The organism is Polynucleobacter difficilis (assembly GCF_003065365.1).
Taxonomy (GTDB): Bacteria; Pseudomonadota; Gammaproteobacteria; order Burkholderiales; family Burkholderiaceae; genus Polynucleobacter; species Polynucleobacter difficilis.
The window spans coordinates 1,833,674-1,848,344 of record NZ_CP023276.1 but is presented as its reverse complement, the minus strand read 5'-3'; the positions used below and the strand labels follow the sequence as shown (position 1 = coordinate 1,848,344).

Annotated in this window: 19 protein-coding genes and 1 tRNA gene; 5 read left to right on the top strand and 15 right to left on the bottom strand. The window is 50.6% G+C overall.

Annotated features, from left to right (window positions below; translation table 11 throughout):
• Position 1: 1 nt before the first annotated feature.
• From rsmD to AOC34_RS09380, 3 genes are read left to right on the top strand one after another with little or no spacing between them, the layout of a single operon-like run.
• Complete coding sequence (gene rsmD / locus AOC34_RS09390) at positions 2 to 601, top strand: 16S rRNA (guanine(966)-N(2))-methyltransferase RsmD (protein WP_234408095.1); 600 nt, start codon at positions 2 to 4, stop codon at positions 599 to 601.
• Positions 602 to 638: 37 nt separating this feature from the next.
• The gene (gene coaD / locus AOC34_RS09385) at positions 639 to 1,136 is read left to right on the top strand and encodes a pantetheine-phosphate adenylyltransferase (RefSeq protein WP_108469807.1); all 498 of its coding nucleotides are present in this window, start codon (positions 639 to 641) and stop codon (positions 1,134 to 1,136) included.
• Positions 1,137 to 1,140: 4 nt separating this feature from the next.
• Entirely contained in the window at positions 1,141 to 1,398 is a 258-nt protein-coding gene (locus tag AOC34_RS09380) for a YfhL family 4Fe-4S dicluster ferredoxin (RefSeq protein ID WP_108469806.1), read from the top strand.
• Between the two features lie 17 nt (positions 1,399 to 1,415).
• Here AOC34_RS09380 and pth read toward each other — a convergent pair whose 3' ends face one another.
• From pth to AOC34_RS09350, 6 genes are all read right to left on the bottom strand, one after another.
• On the bottom strand, positions 1,416 to 2,000 hold the full coding sequence (gene pth, locus AOC34_RS09375; RefSeq protein ID WP_108469805.1) for an aminoacyl-tRNA hydrolase: 585 nt from the start codon (positions 1,998 to 2,000) through the stop codon (positions 1,416 to 1,418).
• A 99-nt stretch (positions 2,001 to 2,099) separates the two neighbouring features.
• The gene (locus tag AOC34_RS09370; RefSeq protein WP_108469804.1) at positions 2,100 to 2,744 is read right to left on the bottom strand and encodes a 50S ribosomal protein L25/general stress protein Ctc; all 645 of its coding nucleotides are present in this window, start codon (positions 2,742 to 2,744) and stop codon (positions 2,100 to 2,102) included.
• A 124-nt stretch (positions 2,745 to 2,868) separates the two neighbouring features.
• Positions 2,869 to 3,822, bottom strand: coding sequence for a ribose-phosphate pyrophosphokinase (locus tag AOC34_RS09365; protein ID WP_199908292.1), 954 nt, complete (start codon positions 3,820 to 3,822; stop codon positions 2,869 to 2,871).
• A gap of 76 nt (positions 3,823 to 3,898) precedes the next feature.
• Positions 3,899 to 3,975, bottom strand: a tRNA-Gln gene (locus AOC34_RS09360).
• A 6-nt stretch (positions 3,976 to 3,981) separates the two neighbouring features.
• A complete protein-coding gene (gene ispE / locus AOC34_RS09355; RefSeq protein ID WP_108469802.1) occupies positions 3,982 to 4,860 on the bottom strand; it encodes a 4-(cytidine 5'-diphospho)-2-C-methyl-D-erythritol kinase in 879 nt (292 codons plus the stop codon).
• Complete coding sequence (locus tag AOC34_RS09350) at positions 4,853 to 6,358, bottom strand: lipoprotein insertase outer membrane protein LolB (protein ID WP_234408094.1); 1,506 nt, start codon at positions 6,356 to 6,358, stop codon at positions 4,853 to 4,855. Before AOC34_RS09350 ends, ispE begins: the two co-directional genes overlap by 8 nt.
• Before the next feature lie 35 nt (positions 6,359 to 6,393).
• On the opposite strand from AOC34_RS09350, the gene mutM reads away from it, so the two are divergent.
• On the top strand, positions 6,394 to 7,230 hold the full coding sequence (mutM, locus tag AOC34_RS09345) for a bifunctional DNA-formamidopyrimidine glycosylase/DNA-(apurinic or apyrimidinic site) lyase (RefSeq protein ID WP_108469801.1): 837 nt from the start codon (positions 6,394 to 6,396) through the stop codon (positions 7,228 to 7,230).
• Complete coding sequence (gene mutY / locus AOC34_RS09340) at positions 7,155 to 8,459, top strand: A/G-specific adenine glycosylase (RefSeq protein WP_234408093.1); 1,305 nt, start codon at positions 7,155 to 7,157, stop codon at positions 8,457 to 8,459. The genes mutM and mutY overlap by 76 nt, the downstream gene beginning before the upstream one ends.
• Here the strand turns inward: mutY and rapZ are convergent.
• The 9 genes from rapZ to AOC34_RS09295 are packed head-to-tail and all read right to left on the bottom strand — an operon-like array spanning position 8,377 to position 14,671.
• The gene (rapZ, locus tag AOC34_RS09335; RefSeq protein ID WP_108469799.1) at positions 8,377 to 9,270 is read right to left on the bottom strand and encodes an RNase adapter RapZ; all 894 of its coding nucleotides are present in this window, start codon (positions 9,268 to 9,270) and stop codon (positions 8,377 to 8,379) included. The genes mutY and rapZ overlap by 83 nt on opposite strands.
• Position 9,271: 1 nt before the next feature.
• Positions 9,272 to 10,246, bottom strand: a complete 975-nt coding sequence (hprK, locus tag AOC34_RS09330) for an HPr(Ser) kinase/phosphatase (RefSeq protein ID WP_199908366.1) — start codon at positions 10,244 to 10,246, stop codon at positions 9,272 to 9,274.
• Positions 10,247 to 10,261: 15 nt separating this feature from the next.
• Positions 10,262 to 10,717, bottom strand: coding sequence for a PTS sugar transporter subunit IIA (locus AOC34_RS09325; RefSeq protein ID WP_108469797.1), 456 nt, complete (start codon positions 10,715 to 10,717; stop codon positions 10,262 to 10,264).
• A gap of 36 nt (positions 10,718 to 10,753) precedes the next feature.
• Complete coding sequence (gene hpf, locus AOC34_RS09320) at positions 10,754 to 11,077, bottom strand: ribosome hibernation-promoting factor, HPF/YfiA family (RefSeq protein WP_108469796.1); 324 nt, start codon at positions 11,075 to 11,077, stop codon at positions 10,754 to 10,756.
• 54 nt (positions 11,078 to 11,131) lie between these two features.
• The gene (gene lptB / locus AOC34_RS09315; protein ID WP_108469795.1) at positions 11,132 to 11,890 is read right to left on the bottom strand and encodes an LPS export ABC transporter ATP-binding protein; all 759 of its coding nucleotides are present in this window, start codon (positions 11,888 to 11,890) and stop codon (positions 11,132 to 11,134) included.
• The gene (locus tag AOC34_RS09310) at positions 11,887 to 12,420 is read right to left on the bottom strand and encodes an LptA/OstA family protein (protein ID WP_234408092.1); all 534 of its coding nucleotides are present in this window, start codon (positions 12,418 to 12,420) and stop codon (positions 11,887 to 11,889) included. Before AOC34_RS09310 ends, lptB begins: the two co-directional genes overlap by 4 nt.
• Positions 12,421 to 12,452: 32 nt before the next feature.
• Positions 12,453 to 13,094 carry an LPS export ABC transporter periplasmic protein LptC gene (gene lptC / locus AOC34_RS09305; RefSeq protein ID WP_108469793.1) on the bottom strand — a complete coding sequence of 214 codons (642 nt, stop codon included), beginning with the start codon at positions 13,092 to 13,094 and terminating at the stop codon, positions 12,453 to 12,455.
• Entirely contained in the window at positions 13,095 to 13,667 is a 573-nt protein-coding gene (locus AOC34_RS09300; protein ID WP_108469792.1) for a KdsC family phosphatase, read from the bottom strand.
• Positions 13,668 to 13,678: 11 nt separating this feature from the next.
• The gene (locus AOC34_RS09295) at positions 13,679 to 14,671 is read right to left on the bottom strand and encodes a KpsF/GutQ family sugar-phosphate isomerase (protein WP_108469791.1); all 993 of its coding nucleotides are present in this window, start codon (positions 14,669 to 14,671) and stop codon (positions 13,679 to 13,681) included.

Genomic DNA, 14,671 nt, shown 5'->3' with positions numbered 1-14,671 from the left:
AATGCCGCAGTCGATGCAGTCGAAAAAAATACGCATTATTGGCGGAGTTTGGCGCAGTCGATTGATCAAAGTGATTGATGCGCCTGGATTGCGCCCGACCACCGATCGGGTTCGGGAAACCCTCTTTAACTGGTTGGGCCAACGTTTAGACGGCTTGCGATGTTTGGATGTCTTTGCTGGAGCTGGGGCTCTTGGCTTTGAGGCTGCATCCCGGGGCGCAAGTGCGGTTACCTTAATCGAGCGCGATAAAACTGCCTTTGCGAATTTGCGGGCGAATTTAAGCGATCTGCAGTCTTCCCCCGTTGACGCTGCAATTGACTTGGTGCATGGCGATGGCGTGGGCTTTCTAAAAAGGCAGGCGAACGCGTCGTGGAATCTGATTTTTCTGGACCCCCCGTTTGACGATCACCTTGCTCTAGAGTCCTCCCTTAAGGAAGCGGGGCGCGTGTGCGATGGCCCCAGCGGTGGCCAAATCTACGTTGAGACCGCAGTTAGCTGCGATGTAGCTGCGCTAAACAGCCTGATACCGGGCTGGGAATGCTGCAAAGAAATGACGGCCGGCCAAGTAAAAGCGCTCCTATTTCAGCTCAGAAGGGACTAAACTTTGGCTATCTGCAGTTAGAGCGAAAGATGAATGTATGACGATTGCTGTTTACCCTGGAACGTTCGATCCCCTAACGCGAGGTCACGAGGATTTAGTGCGCCGCGCTTCCAGTATTTTTAGTCAGCTGATTGTGGGCGTAGCCGATAGCCGCAGCAAGCGCCCATTCTTTGATTTAGAAGAGCGCATTGCGATTGCAAAAGAAGTCCTTGGCCACTATCCCAACGTCAAGATTGCCGGGTTTACAGGACTCTTGAAAGACTTTGCACGCGAGCATCAGGCGCGCGTGATTGTCCGTGGTTTGCGTGCGGTCTCTGACTTTGAATATGAGTTTCAGATGGCCGGGATGAATCGCTACCTCTTGCCGGATGTCGAGACCTTATTCTTGACGCCATCCGATCAGTATCAGTTTATTTCAGGCACCTTTGTGCGTGAAATCGCCACCATGGGCGGTGACGTGAGTAAGTTTGTTTTTCCATCGGTGGAAAAATGGCTGCTACAAAAAACGGCCAGCATGAAGCGCGAAGGCAAATAAGGGCATGGCCTTATTGATTACCGACGAATGCATCAATTGCGACGTCTGTGAGCCCGAGTGCCCTAATGATGCGATTTTTATGGGGATTGAGATTTACCAGATCGACCCCAACAAGTGCACGGAGTGCGTAGGCCATTTTGATGCCCCGCAATGCCGGCAAGTCTGTCCTGTTGATTGCATTCCCTTGCATCCCGATTATGTGGAAACGCATGACGATTTGATGCAAAAGTACCACCGCCTAACGGCAGCCAAGGCGGCATAAAAGATTAAAGCCAGCCATCAACAGCTGGAATGCAAGTCCTTTACCGCAGTTGCAGTCTCGCCTTTTAAGAACAAAGGCATTGCATCCAGCGACCGCGATAAGGCGATATCAATCGCAATCTGCTCCTCGAGAAGCGGCTTACGCAGAACGTAGTCGGCAACATCCATGAGGCGGCCGGGTAGGTCGCGAGGATGGCCAATGCCGATGCGCAGGCGCCAGTAATCCGGGCTAGACAGGTGAGCCAGAATGTCTTTTAGTCCGTTGTGGCCACCCGTGCCGCCGGCAAACTTCAGGCGCGCAACCCCCGCTTTGAGGTCGAGCTCATCGTGGACAACAAGGACTTCTTCAGGTTGAATTTGATGAAAGCGGCACAATGCGCCCACCGATTGACCGCTGAGATTCATAAATGTGTCGGGCTGCAACAACCATATATCACGACCATACAACGACGCCTTCGCCACCTTTCCGTGAAAGCGTTTTTCTTGTTCGAGTGTCACGCCAGCTTGCTTTGCCAGCAGAGACACAAACCAAAATCCAGCGTTATGCCGATCGGTTTCGTGTTTACTGCCTGGATTGCCAAGGCCAACAATTAATCTGATCATGATCCAAAGTGTATTAGAGGCTGGAAGTTTTATACAGCATTACATACAAAAAAGAAAACCCGCAGAAGCGGGCTTTCTGAATCAAATACCAAAGCAGAATTACGCTTTGGCATCCTTTTCTTTTGCCGCATCCGCCGCTGCTGCGGGCGCTGCAACTGCAGCCTCTACAGGCTCGGCCTTAACGGTTGGTACGCGTGCGTTTACCAGTACTGGATTCTCTTGCTCTACGTGCAAGACCAAAGAAACGCCTTTAGGCAAGGCAACGTCTTTGGCGTGAATCGAATGACCAACTTCAATATTGCTCAGGTTCACTTCAATGAACTCTGGCAAGTCAGCTGGCAAGCAGGTCACTTCAATGTCATTGGCAATGTGGCTAATGATGGCGCCGCCAAGTTTGACTGCAGCCGATTCTTCTGCGTGGGTAAAGTGCAATGGAATGCGCATGTGGATTTTCTCAGTCGCTGAAACGCGTTGAAAATCAATGTGCAAGACCAGAGGCTTAAATGGATGCATTTGATAGTCACGTAGTAATACTTTTTGTGACTTACCGCCTACTTCAAGGTCCAAAATAGACGAGTGGAATGCTTCTTTACGTAGAGCATGGAACAGGGCGTTGTGGTCAAGTTCGATGACCTCAGGCTTGTTTTTGCTGCCGTAAATAATGCCCGGAGTTTTACCGGAGTTGCGCAGGCGGCGGCTCGCACCCGTTCCCTGTACGCTTCTTTCAAAAGCTACGATTTTCATGATGACTCCCAAATTGAGGTTAATTCCCGTTCGCGACCAAACAGAAAAGCCTTCAATTATAGCTTGAACTTGGTATTTTTGGCCTATTTAGGCAGTAAACAGGCTAAAAGTGCTGTTTTTAGGCTTATTCCGCAAACATCGACATGACCGAATCGCCCTTGGTAATACGGGAGAGGGTTTCAGCTAGGATTGGAGCAACGCTGAGCTGGCGAATTTTATTGACCTGCCGGGCTTCGTCGGTCAAGGGGATGGTATCGGTAACTACGAGTTCATCCAGTTGCGAAGCGGCAATACGGGCAACTGCGCCGCCGGACAAGACGGCGTGAGTACAGTACGCCGTGACACCCTTAGCGCCACGCTCTTTGAGGGCTTCTGCCGCCTTACAGAGCGTTCCGCCGGTATCAATGATGTCATCCATGATGACGCAGTGACGGCCTTCCACTTCGCCAATCAGGTGCATGACTTCAGATACATTGGCTTTGGGGCGACGCTTATCAATAATCGCCAAATCGCAGCCCAACTGTTTCGCCATCGCGCGGGCACGAACAACGCCGCCAATATCAGGAGAAACAATGATGAGGTCTTTGCTTTTTTGCTTTTGCAGGTCGGCCAGCAAGACAGGAGAGGCATAAATGTTGTCGACTGGAATATCAAAAAAGCCTTGAATTTGGTCTGCATGGAGGTCCATGGTTAAGACGCGCTCAATGCCGGCAACTGATTGCAGCATATTAGCGACAATGCGGGCGGAGATAGCAACTCGCGCGGAACGGGGGCGACGGTCTTGGCGTGCATAGCCGAAGTAAGGGATCACTGCCGTTATGCGACTTGCAGATGCTCGTTTCAGAGCATCAATCATGATCATGAGCTCCATCACATTATCGTTGGTGGGGGCGCACGTCGATTGAATAACAACGACATTCTTGCCGCGCACATTTTCTTGAATCTCGACCTGAATCTCGCCATCCGAGAACCGGCCGACAAAAGCCTTGCCGATGGGAAGATTTAATTCTTTGGCTACTGCGTTTGCTAAAACAGGGTTTGCATTGCCAGTAAAGAGAGTCAAAAATTCAGAATTCATGATGGCAGTTTGGCTTATGAAGGTTTGGGAGAGTTTTAGACAGAATAGCGCATGGCTTGTGATTCAGAAAAAAAGGTGGCAGGGGAAGAAGGATTCGAACCTTCGCATGCTGGAATCAAAATCCAGTGCCTTAACCAGCTTGGCGATTCCCCTACAGTATCAATCTGAAGATATCGAATTGTAAGCGGGATTTTTATTTATCCCCCGAACAATCCGGCCTATCCACTCCCTAGGTAGATTTTGCAATAGGGCTGAGGCACCTGCACCGTCAAGCTGGCTCGGAAGTGCAGCAAAAACACTGCTGCCAGAACCAGACATTTGGGGCTTAGCGCTTGGCAGAGCCTTGGTGATCCAATCTATTGCATCCTTCACTTCAGGACAAATCTGCATCGCTACGGCCTGACAGTCATTGGTAAATGCCTGATGCGGTAGAGGCGATGCAAGAAAGCGATCTATTGTAATCGGGGCATGATCACGGGTCAATTCAGGATGCTCAAAAAGCGCTTTGGTGGCAATGCCGCGATTGGGGAAAATCACGATAAAGCCTTGCTCGGGCAGGCTAATCGCCTGAATTACCTCGCCAATTCCCTCCACAAAGGCATTGCTGCCATGGATAAAGAAAGGTACATCCGCGCCTAATTTCAGGCCCAGCGCCATTAGCTCTGGGCGTGAAAGACCCAGGTTCCAGAGGTGATTTAGGCCAATTAAGGTAGAGGCAGCATCGGATGATCCTCCGCCCAGACCCGCTCCAACGGGCAATTCTTTGTTGAGGGTGATTTCAACGCCCATCGCCACATTGCACCCGCGTTGCAGCAGGGTTGCCGCACGGACTACCAAGTCATCGCCTTCCGCGATGCCAGGAATAGGGTTAGTGCGAGCAATGCGATTGCTGCTCGTTCTCGTAAGGGTAAGGCTATCGCACCAATCAATTAACTGAAAAGCAGATTGCAGGAGGTGGTAGCCATCATTCCTGCGACCAACAATGTGCAGAAATAAATTGAGTTTGGCGGGCGCTAAAAGGGTGAGCGTATTAGTCATCAATTTGATCAAAAACAAGGCGGATATCGATGGGTCCTGTTTTCGTATTGCGGGTCATATTCAGTTTTTCTAGCTTGCTGCTGGACTCACCCCAAACGTAGGATAAGTTCCATCCGTCTTGGCTGATTTTCGAAACAATACCGCTGGGACTGCGCTCTAGGCTGGCTGGGCTACCAGGCCTAACTTGGCCGCGTAACCAGTCGGATAAACCGCGCGCAGGTAAAGGAAGTCCTAAGGCAGACTGAATCAGGGTGTCTGCATCAATCGCTTTGCTTATCTTGCCGCCGCGCTCTAATACGGCCTCACCCGGGGTAATGGTAATTTTTGCAATCGAGCCGCCGACTGGATTTCGAATTTCTAAGATATCGTTCAGTGCATCTTGGCTGAGGGTGAAGCCGCCAGAGCCACCTTCAGCGGGCCGGTCAGCCCCGCCGTTCATGCGAATGGAAAAACGGCCATCCCAAACAATCTTGGTGGACTGATTGGGCATCACCCAGTTGGGCTTAAAGCGTTTTAAGGTTTCACGCAAGGTTGCATTGTTTGCGTCCATGCGTTCAGCATCACGCCATGCGCTTTCAGCGGAGTTCAGATTGCCAATCGCCCAATACACCTCACCTAAGTGCGCTGATATTTCTGCTTCGGGCTTCATCTTGGTTGCCTGAATGAGTTGGTCGCGAGCCAGCTCCAGTTTGCCCATGCGGAAATTAACCCAGCCAAGGCTATCTAAAATAAAGGCATCTTGCGGTGCCAGGTTGTGTGCCTTAGTAATGAGGGCAAAGGCTTCTGGCAGATTCTGCTTTCGATCGGCCATCGAGTAGCCCAGGGCATTTAGGGTATTGGCATCGTTTGGTGTTTTTTTCAGGATTTGTCTGAGGGTCGATTCCATAACATCAAAGCGACCCGCTTTTTCTGCTGCCATCGCATAGGTATACAGAATGGCGGAGTCCGTGGGCAGCGGCTTTAGGGCATTAATAATTTCAAAATAGGCACGCATTGCTGCGGCCTCATCCGTTGCGCGACCCAACAGTGGCTGAAACTGTTTCAAGGTGCGATCTTGGTTCTCGGCATTTTGTTTTTGTAATAGCGCAATGGCGGGTTTTACGGAATCGGACCAGCGCTGATTCAGCATCAATAAGGTAACCAGCACTTCTTTTGGCTTCGTATCGGTTCCGGGCGCGAGTTTGTCCCATACAGTGGCTGCATCGAGAGCAAGCTCTGGGGCATTGGCTGCAATGGCAATCTCCATGGCACGCTGTGCCAACTGTGGGTCGCCGGTCTGCCGTGCGAGGCTAAGGTAGGTTTGGTAGGCTAGCGCCGGTTCACCCCGCTGGAGGGCAATTTCAGAGGCCAAGATCTCAAAAACCTGTTCACCAGTAGCGCCTTGGTTGCCATGTGCCAATGAGACCCAACCGAGGCATGCGCTAGCCAGCAATAGCATCGCACGCTTGCGAGCAGGCAACAGGGCCTTAGTGAGGCGCAAATGCATTAAATGGAACATAAGCACATTCTAATCTCCGAATCTACAATTCACCTATGCCAGAACTCCCAGAAGTTGAAGTGACTCGCCTTGGAATACAACCGCACCTGGAGGGGGAGCGGATTACGGACGTCTTGATTATTGATGGCAGGCTGCGCTGGCCTGTACCACGTAATCTGCGGGCAATCTTACTGGGCCAAACCCTGCACGGCATTGAACGCAGGGGAAAGTATTTATTGTTGCAAATGGATCAAGGGCATTTACTGATCCATTTGGGTATGACGGGAGTCCTGCGGGTATTGCCAGTCAAGGAGCCATTAAAGCCCCATGACCGAGTTGTGGTGGCATTCGGTAAGCGCAGCTTGCGCTTGCATGATCCACGTAAATTTGGGGCAGTTTTGTGGCATCCAACGAAGAGCGGCCCACTGGAAGAGCACCCCCTTCTAAGCAAGTTGGGTACAGAGCCCTTTTCCGCCGATTTTGCGAACGAGCTGGGCGCTGCCGTACTTTATCGCTGCTCGCGCGGCCGTAGTGTTGCAGTCAAATCATTTTTGCTTGCAGGGCAGGCCGTCGTTGGGGTTGGCAACATTTACTGTTCAGAGAGTTTGTTTGAGGCCGGTATTCATCCTGCAAAGCAGGCGGGAAAATTAACGAAGCCGCAGTGTGCGCGTTTAGCCAGCGCAGTACGCATGGTACTAACCAAAGCTATTGCTGCAGGTGGCAGTACCTTGCGTGACTTTGTTGATAGCGAGGGTAAGCAGGGCTACTTCATGATGGAAAGCAAAGTCTATGACCGACGCGGCGAGCCCTGCCGATTATGCAAGACGCCGATTCAGCAGATCGTTCAAGGCCAACGTTCCACCTACTTTTGTCCGGTATGCCAAAAGCGCTAAGTCCGCAGCCGACCCACGATGCTGCTCTGATTGCATCCTTTTCAAAGCAACTGATTCAGTGGCATAAAAAGCATGGACGCCATGGTATGCCATGGCAAAGCATTACGGACCCCTATGCTGTCTGGGTTTCTGAAATCATGCTGCAACAAACGCAGGTAGCCACCGTACTAGACCGCTACCCCAAAATGATGAAACGTTTTCCGTCGGTAGCGCATTTGGCTCGCGCCGATATCGATGAGGTATTGGCTGAATGGAGCGGCCTAGGTTATTACTCACGGGCGCGTAATTTGCATGCCTGCGCAAAACAAGTCGTAACGCAATACCAGGGGCAATTTCCACCCGATTCTCAGGCGCTAGAAGGCCTGAGTGGAATCGGTCGATCTACGGCAGGCGCCATTGCCGCATTTGCATTTCAGATCAGGGCGCCAATTTTGGATGCCAACGTGAAGCGTGTATTGGCGAGGCTATTTGGTATTGGCGGCGCGCTACAAGAAAAAAAGGTGACCGATTCACTTTGGCAATTGGCTACAGAACTTCTTCCGCGATCACCAAAGCAGATGCCGGTATACACCCAAGCACTGATGGATTTTGGTGCCACCTGGTGTACTGCAAAACAGCCGGTATGCCTCACGAAAAAAATGCAGTGCCCATTTGAGTCTGCGTGTCAGGCAAAAGCGACGGATCAAGTGCTTGCCATTCCAAAGAAACTACCCAAAAAGAAGTCACCGCAATTTACGTGTACGGTTGGTATTCTGGCGCATGGTAATGCGGTGCTACTGCAAAAGCGCCCTGCCAAAGCAATCTGGGGCGGCCTTTGGTCGCTACCAGAAAGTGAGTGGCAAGCGCAAACAGAAGGGCAGGGCGCGCATACTATTCGAGCAGAGCTATTAACGAGTGAGCAGTTACTGGAATTAATTTTGCCAAACCGATTTTCTAAAAAGCCATTAGTTTTATTTGAGCAATCGGTAACGATGGGCGCGTGTGTGAAACATATTTTTAGCCACCGCGTTTTGCAGATTCAGGCCTATGAGATGGTTCTCAATGGCAAAGCAAAAAAAGAGTTGGACAGAAATATTCAGTCAGATGAAGCTCAGTTTATTTGGGCCGAGCTAGGTGCGCTCGAGCAGTATGGACTCGCTCAGCCGGTCAGGCTGTTGTTGGAGTCCTGGAGTCGAGCTCGCGGTGCCGCTGAATCAGATCAATCCGGGAATGCAAGCCTGATTGCTTAGAAAAGTAGGCCATGAGCTGATCGACCAAAAAGACCGAGCGGTGTTGACCTCCGGTACAGCCAATCGCAACGGTCAAATAACTTCTGCCATCCGCAATGTAGCTGGGAAGCCACTTCTCAATGAAGTGAATAATGTCTTCTTCCATGCTCTTGACCGCTGGTTGTTCGCGCAAAAAGGCTTTCACTGGCTCGTCATGCCCAGTTAATGGGCGTAGCACGTTGTCGTAATGGGGGTTAGGCAAGCAGCGAACATCAAACACCAGATCAGCCTCGCTAGGAACCCCCTTCTTGAAGCCAAACGACTCCAGAATAAGTGTGAGTCCATTGGGCTTCTCTTTGAGAAGCTCATGGATCCATGCGCGCAGGGTATGCGATGGCAGATTGCTGGTATCGATGCTGTGGGCTTGCTCACGGAGTGGGTCAAGCAAACTGCGTTCACGCTCGATGGCCTCAATGATGGTGGCAGATTGATTCTGTTGCGCACTGACAGCGGTAGATAGGGGGTGGCGACGACGGGTTTCCGAGAAGCGCTGCACCAAGGTGTTGGTATCCGCATTCAGAAATAGAATGCGGACTCCATGCTTTTTGCGAATTGTTTCAAGGAGGGCCGGCAGTTCTCCAATCGATTGGCCGCGACGCGCATCGATTGCAACTGCAACAAACTCGCGCCCTTCATTTTCCATCGTAGTGATGAGGTTTTCTAACAGCGGCACAGGCAGGTTATCGACGCAATCGTAACCACTGTCTTCAAACGCCCTGAGAGCAACCGATTTACCTGAACCAGAGATACCGGTTATCAGATGAATTTGCATACTAAATCAAGCGCCCTTGGCTTTTAGGCTGCTCTGATTCTGTGATCATTTGTTCGCGTTGCCGCTCAATGAATTCTTTGAGGGTATCAATGCCACGCAATTGCAAAATGGTATTGCGGACCGCGGCCTCTACCAGTACGGCAAGGTTTCGACCTGCGGCCACTTGAATTTTTACAGTACGAATTTGCGTCCCGAGTACATCAACAAACTGGGCATCAAGCGGGAGGCGCTCAAATTCACCATCGTTGCGGCGGACCAATTGAACAATTAGGCGTAGCTTCAACTTACGGCGGACTGCGGTTTCACCAAAAATAGTACGGATGTCGAGTAAGCCTAGGCCACGTACTTCGAGTAAGTTCCGCAGAATTACTGGACAACGCCCTTCAATGTAATCTGGACCCAGGCGTGCAAAATCCACTGCATCATCTGCAACCAGGCCATGACCGCGGGAGATTAGCTCTAAACCCAATTCACTTTTACCTAGACCTGACTCACCGGTAATGAGAACCCCTAGCCCCAAAATATCCATAAAGACCCCATGCATCGTGACTTGCGGGGCTCCTATTTTGGTTAAGTAGGTGCGAAGGTGATCGATGACTTCAGCGGCAGATACAGGGGTAGTAAATAACGGAGTTGAGGAGCGCTGGCAAAACAACTCTAAATCAGGATCGGCTGTGCGGCCATCCGCCACAATGACGCAGGGCGGAGTTTTAGAAATGAGATTGGCAATTTGAGCATGCCGCTGTTCGGCGGTCAGGTCGGCGTGGTAATCCACCTCTTGCTCGCCAAAGATCTGAATTCGGCTGGGGTGGATTAAGTTGAGGTGGCCAACTAGGTCAGAAGAGGCCGCAGCTGCACGTACTGCCTCGGTTGGAAATTTACGATCAGAACCTTCTAGACCGCGAATCCAAGACAGCTTTAGTTCGGCGACATTGTCATCAAAAATCTGAAGCGCGGTGAGACCCTCAAGCAGCAGATGTTGTGACATAAATCAGGCACTCCATTCCTGTAGTAGCTGACATACTTTTTTCGGATCGTTTTCGGCGCTAATTTTGCTGCGTGTATCTGGATCAGAGAGAAGTTGCGCAATCGAAGAAAGGATTTCGAGATGCTGTTGTGTTGCCTTTTCTGGCACCAGTAAAAAAATGAGGACTGATACAGGCAAGCCATCGGGGGCAGCAAATTCGATGGGGGTATCAAGCCGAACCAAGGCAGCCACAGGGTCTTTCAATCCCTTTACTCTGCCATGCGGTATTGCAACCCCAGCACCCAGAGCGGTAGAACCCAAATCCTCACGTGCATTTAAAAACGAAATAATGAGGTCGGAGTTAAGATTTAAACGCTGACTAAATAGGGATCCTGCCAGTGCAAAGGTTTCAGACCTGTTTTTGGCAGGACTATGAAGCGCAATGCAGTCTGGTGTGAAAAGATCAAGTAGGGCATTCATATGCAATTGATTATATGACTAGCCCAATCTATCTGCTTATTCTGGGTGTTTTTCGTGGTGGTGGTCTTGCACCTTTTCCTTATGCTTGACCACCTGCCGTTCCAGCTTGTGAACTGCAGCATCAATGGCATGGTAGAGATCGGCATTATGTGCTTCAGCGTACAAATCCTTGCCTTTGAGGTGAATCGTTAATTCTGCAGTTTGCCTTAAGTCCTTTTCCTTGGCATTGTCGATCATCAAGAAAATAGTCGCGTCAATCACATGATCAAAGTGCTTTCGGACCTTACTCATTCCCAGCTCTACATGGGCACGCATTGCGGGGGTCACTTCAAGGTGACGGCTGTTGATTTTTAAGTTCATAAGCAATGCCTCCAGAGTAGAAACGAACTACTAGTAAATCACATTTAGAGCAAATTACATACGGAAATTTTCACCCAGATAGACGCGCCGGACAGCATCATTCTCAATAATCTCATCTGGCTTGCCTGCAGCAAGGACGCTACCTTCACTAATAATGTAGGCATGGTCACAGATGCCCAATGTTTCGCGCACATTGTGGTCAGTAATCAAAACCCCAATTTGGCGGTCACGAAGAAAACGAACAATGCGTTGAATTTCCCCAACCGCTATGGGGTCAACACCAGCAAATGGCTCATCGAGCAATATAAATTTAGGTTGCGAGGCAAGCGCCCTGGCAATTTCAACGCGCCGCCGTTCACCACCGGAGAGCGATAGCGCCGGATTATTGCGCAGATGGGTAATCTGCAATTCGCCAAGGAGCTCATCCAGGCGAGCCCGAATCTCTTTTTTCGTTAGCGCTTTACCATCTTGAACTTGCAGCTCCAAAACGGCTTGAATATTCTCAGCAACATTGAGTTTCCGAAATACCGACGCTTCTTGCGGGAGATACGATAAGCCCATACGCGCACGTTCATGAATGGGTAAATGGCTAATCTCTTTTCCATCTAAATTGATGTTACCGCCATCGAGCGGAACGAGTCCGACAATCATGTAAAACGACGTCGTTTTACCGGCACCATTTGGGCCAAGCAGTCCGACTACCTCGCCACATTTCACTTCAATCGAAACGTCTCGAACAACCGTTCGAGATCCGTAGCGCTTTTGCAGATTGCTCGCGATGAGGGTTGGGGTGACAGCAGATACAGTGTTCATTGAATTAATACTTTACTACGGGGAGCCAAAATGGCCCTTGAGGACGGGAGCGCGCTTTTGGGCTGATTGGGCGGCGGACTCACGCGATATTCTTGGGTAACGTCACGGTATTCTATTTTTCCGCCGCGTAAATGATCGCGCATTTGCATATTCAGTAAGCGCTTCATATTGGCATCGCCAAGCAAAATCAGTACTTCTTGTTTGCCGTTGTAACTAACGTCTCTGCCGAGCCCCTGCATAAACTCATTCGCCAGCCCTTCGCGGCGCTGCCGAAATGTCGCCAGCGTTTTTGCATCGCCCTTCACTTCAATGAATTGATAGCCCTCTGGATCAACCAGAATGTCGCCCTTATCGCCGGTCACCACAATACTGCCCTTAATCAAGAGAATGTCCCCTTGCAGTTTGTATTTTTGCTCGACCTCATTAATCGATACGGAGTCTGCATTGATGATTAATGGCTTATCTTGGTCTGCCTTTTCGGCTAGCGCAAGACCAGTGACTAAGCTGAGCCAAAAAAATACAAAAGGCATGAGGAGGGAGGTCGATCGCGTATCCATCCGTCTTAGCGGGTTCCTTGTTGCGCAGGCTCGATACGGCCTTTGACTGTGCCCAGTAATTGCATGCTTTGCTGCACATTATCAAATACACCGCCGGCATTGGATTGCATAAGGGATAGACCTTGCTCGAGCTCTACCGGCTTATCGGTTGTGATGATGTCATCATTAATCAAGACCTGAAAGTAGCTCGACTTTGCCAACATATAGGGACTGGCCTTTTGGGTTTCGCTTGCGCTTTGTGGCGGTCTGTAGATTTCGACGTTATCGAATAGATCCAGGATGGTTAGATCGCCATCGATGTGACCACGCTGCGCACGAACGGTAACGGGCGCCTTATCTGGCTGGAAGGATCGCATTCTAGGACGCACAATATCAATCGACGCATCGTCATCGTAATGAATCAACTCTTTACCTAAAATTCGATACTTCGTTTGGCCTTGCTCGTTGAGGTAGGAGAGTGCCCCATTTTTGATGGTGTAATCAGGCTCATGCAGGCGTGGACGTTCAATCGGATTGATGGTTAAAGGCGTATTTTTTTGGACCAGCCAAAAGGTGAGCAAAGTCAGGCCACCCATTAGCAGTAAAGGCATTAAGCGAAGGATAGTGCGAACAGTACCCAGCTTTACCTGGGCCATATTGACTTGCATTTAGTTGCGCGCCTGCATTAGAAGTGCTTCATAGCGGTTTTGCGCTTTAAGAATGAGATCGCATAGTTCGCGAACAGCGCCGTAGCCACCAGCCTTGGAAGTAACGAAGTGCGCAAACTCGCGCACAGCCTCGTGTCCTTGGGCGGGGCAGACGCGCAGGCCAGCCTGTTTCATCATGGGTAAATCAGGCCAGTCATCTCCCATGACGGCGCAATCTGCAGCGGTATGTGCGGTGCGTTTTAACAATTCACTAAGGGCGATTGCTTTGTTCTCTACCCCCATAAACACATGCTGAATTCCCAGCTCCTCACAGCGGGCAAGCACCATTTTGGAGTTTCTACCGGTGATAACGGCCGTTTCAATGCCGCATTGCTGTAACAACTTAATCCCGAGACCATCCTGAATATCAAAAGCCTTCATTAACTCTTTGCCATCTTGTCCAAAAAACACCTGGCCATTCGTGAGTACGCCATCCACATCTAAAACCAGCAGTTTGACTTGGGCTGCGCGTTCCCATGCTTGTGGAAATTGCGCCGATGGGTTTGTTTGATGGGGATTAAAGGCAATCGGCATACAGAAGTTTCTTAAAGGACTTTGGCTGCGAATAAGTCGTGCAGATTGAGGGCGCCCAATAACTGGCCGCGTGGATCGGTTACAACCAAATGGTTGATGCGGTATTTCTCCATCATCTCAATCGCTTCTTCTGCCAGCAGCTCCGGAGGGATGGTGCGGGGTTTGCTGGTAACCGCATCTTTTAGGCTGACCCCAGTGAGGTCGGTTGATTTTTCAAGTAAGCGGCGTAAATCCCCGTCGGTAAAAATACCGGCGACCGTCGAGTCCGAAGCAAGCATGACAACCATGCCCATTTTCTTGGCCGTCATTTCCAGTAGTGCTGCTGGCAAGCTTGCATCAATTGAGATGGTTGGGGTTTCCGCTAGAGTGCGCATCACATCGCTCACATACATCAGCTGTTTGCGTCCAAGACGCCCTCCAGGGTGCGAGCGAATAAAATCCTCCGCCTGAAAGCCGCGGGCATCGAGTAAGGCGACTGCCAGTGCATCGCCCATTGCAAGTGCAGCTGTCGTGCTGCTGGTGGGGGCGAGGTTAAGCGGGCAAGCCTCTTTTTCAACGCCGGTATCCAGATGCGCATCTGCCAATTTCGCTAGCGATGACTCGGGCTTGCCGGTGAGGGCAATGAGTTTGGCACCAGTGCGCTTGATGATCGGGATGATTGTTAGCAGTTCAGCGGTTTCACCTGAATTGGACAGTGCGACAAATACATCGTCACGCGTCACCATCCCTAAATCGCCGTGACTTGCTTCGGCAGGGTGAACAAAAAAAGCGGGTGATCCGGTGGAGGCAAAAGTAGCTGCAATTTTGCGTGCAATATGCCCTGACTTGCCGATACCCGAGACCACAATGCGGCCATTGCATTGCCGTAATAAATGAATGGCTAATGCGAAAGCATCAGCGCCAGCGCCTTCAAGGCGGTTACGCATCGTAATTAGCGCATCCGCCTCAATCGTGAGGGTATCGCGCGCGAGCTTTAGGATTTGGTCTTGCGTCTTCGCTATCAT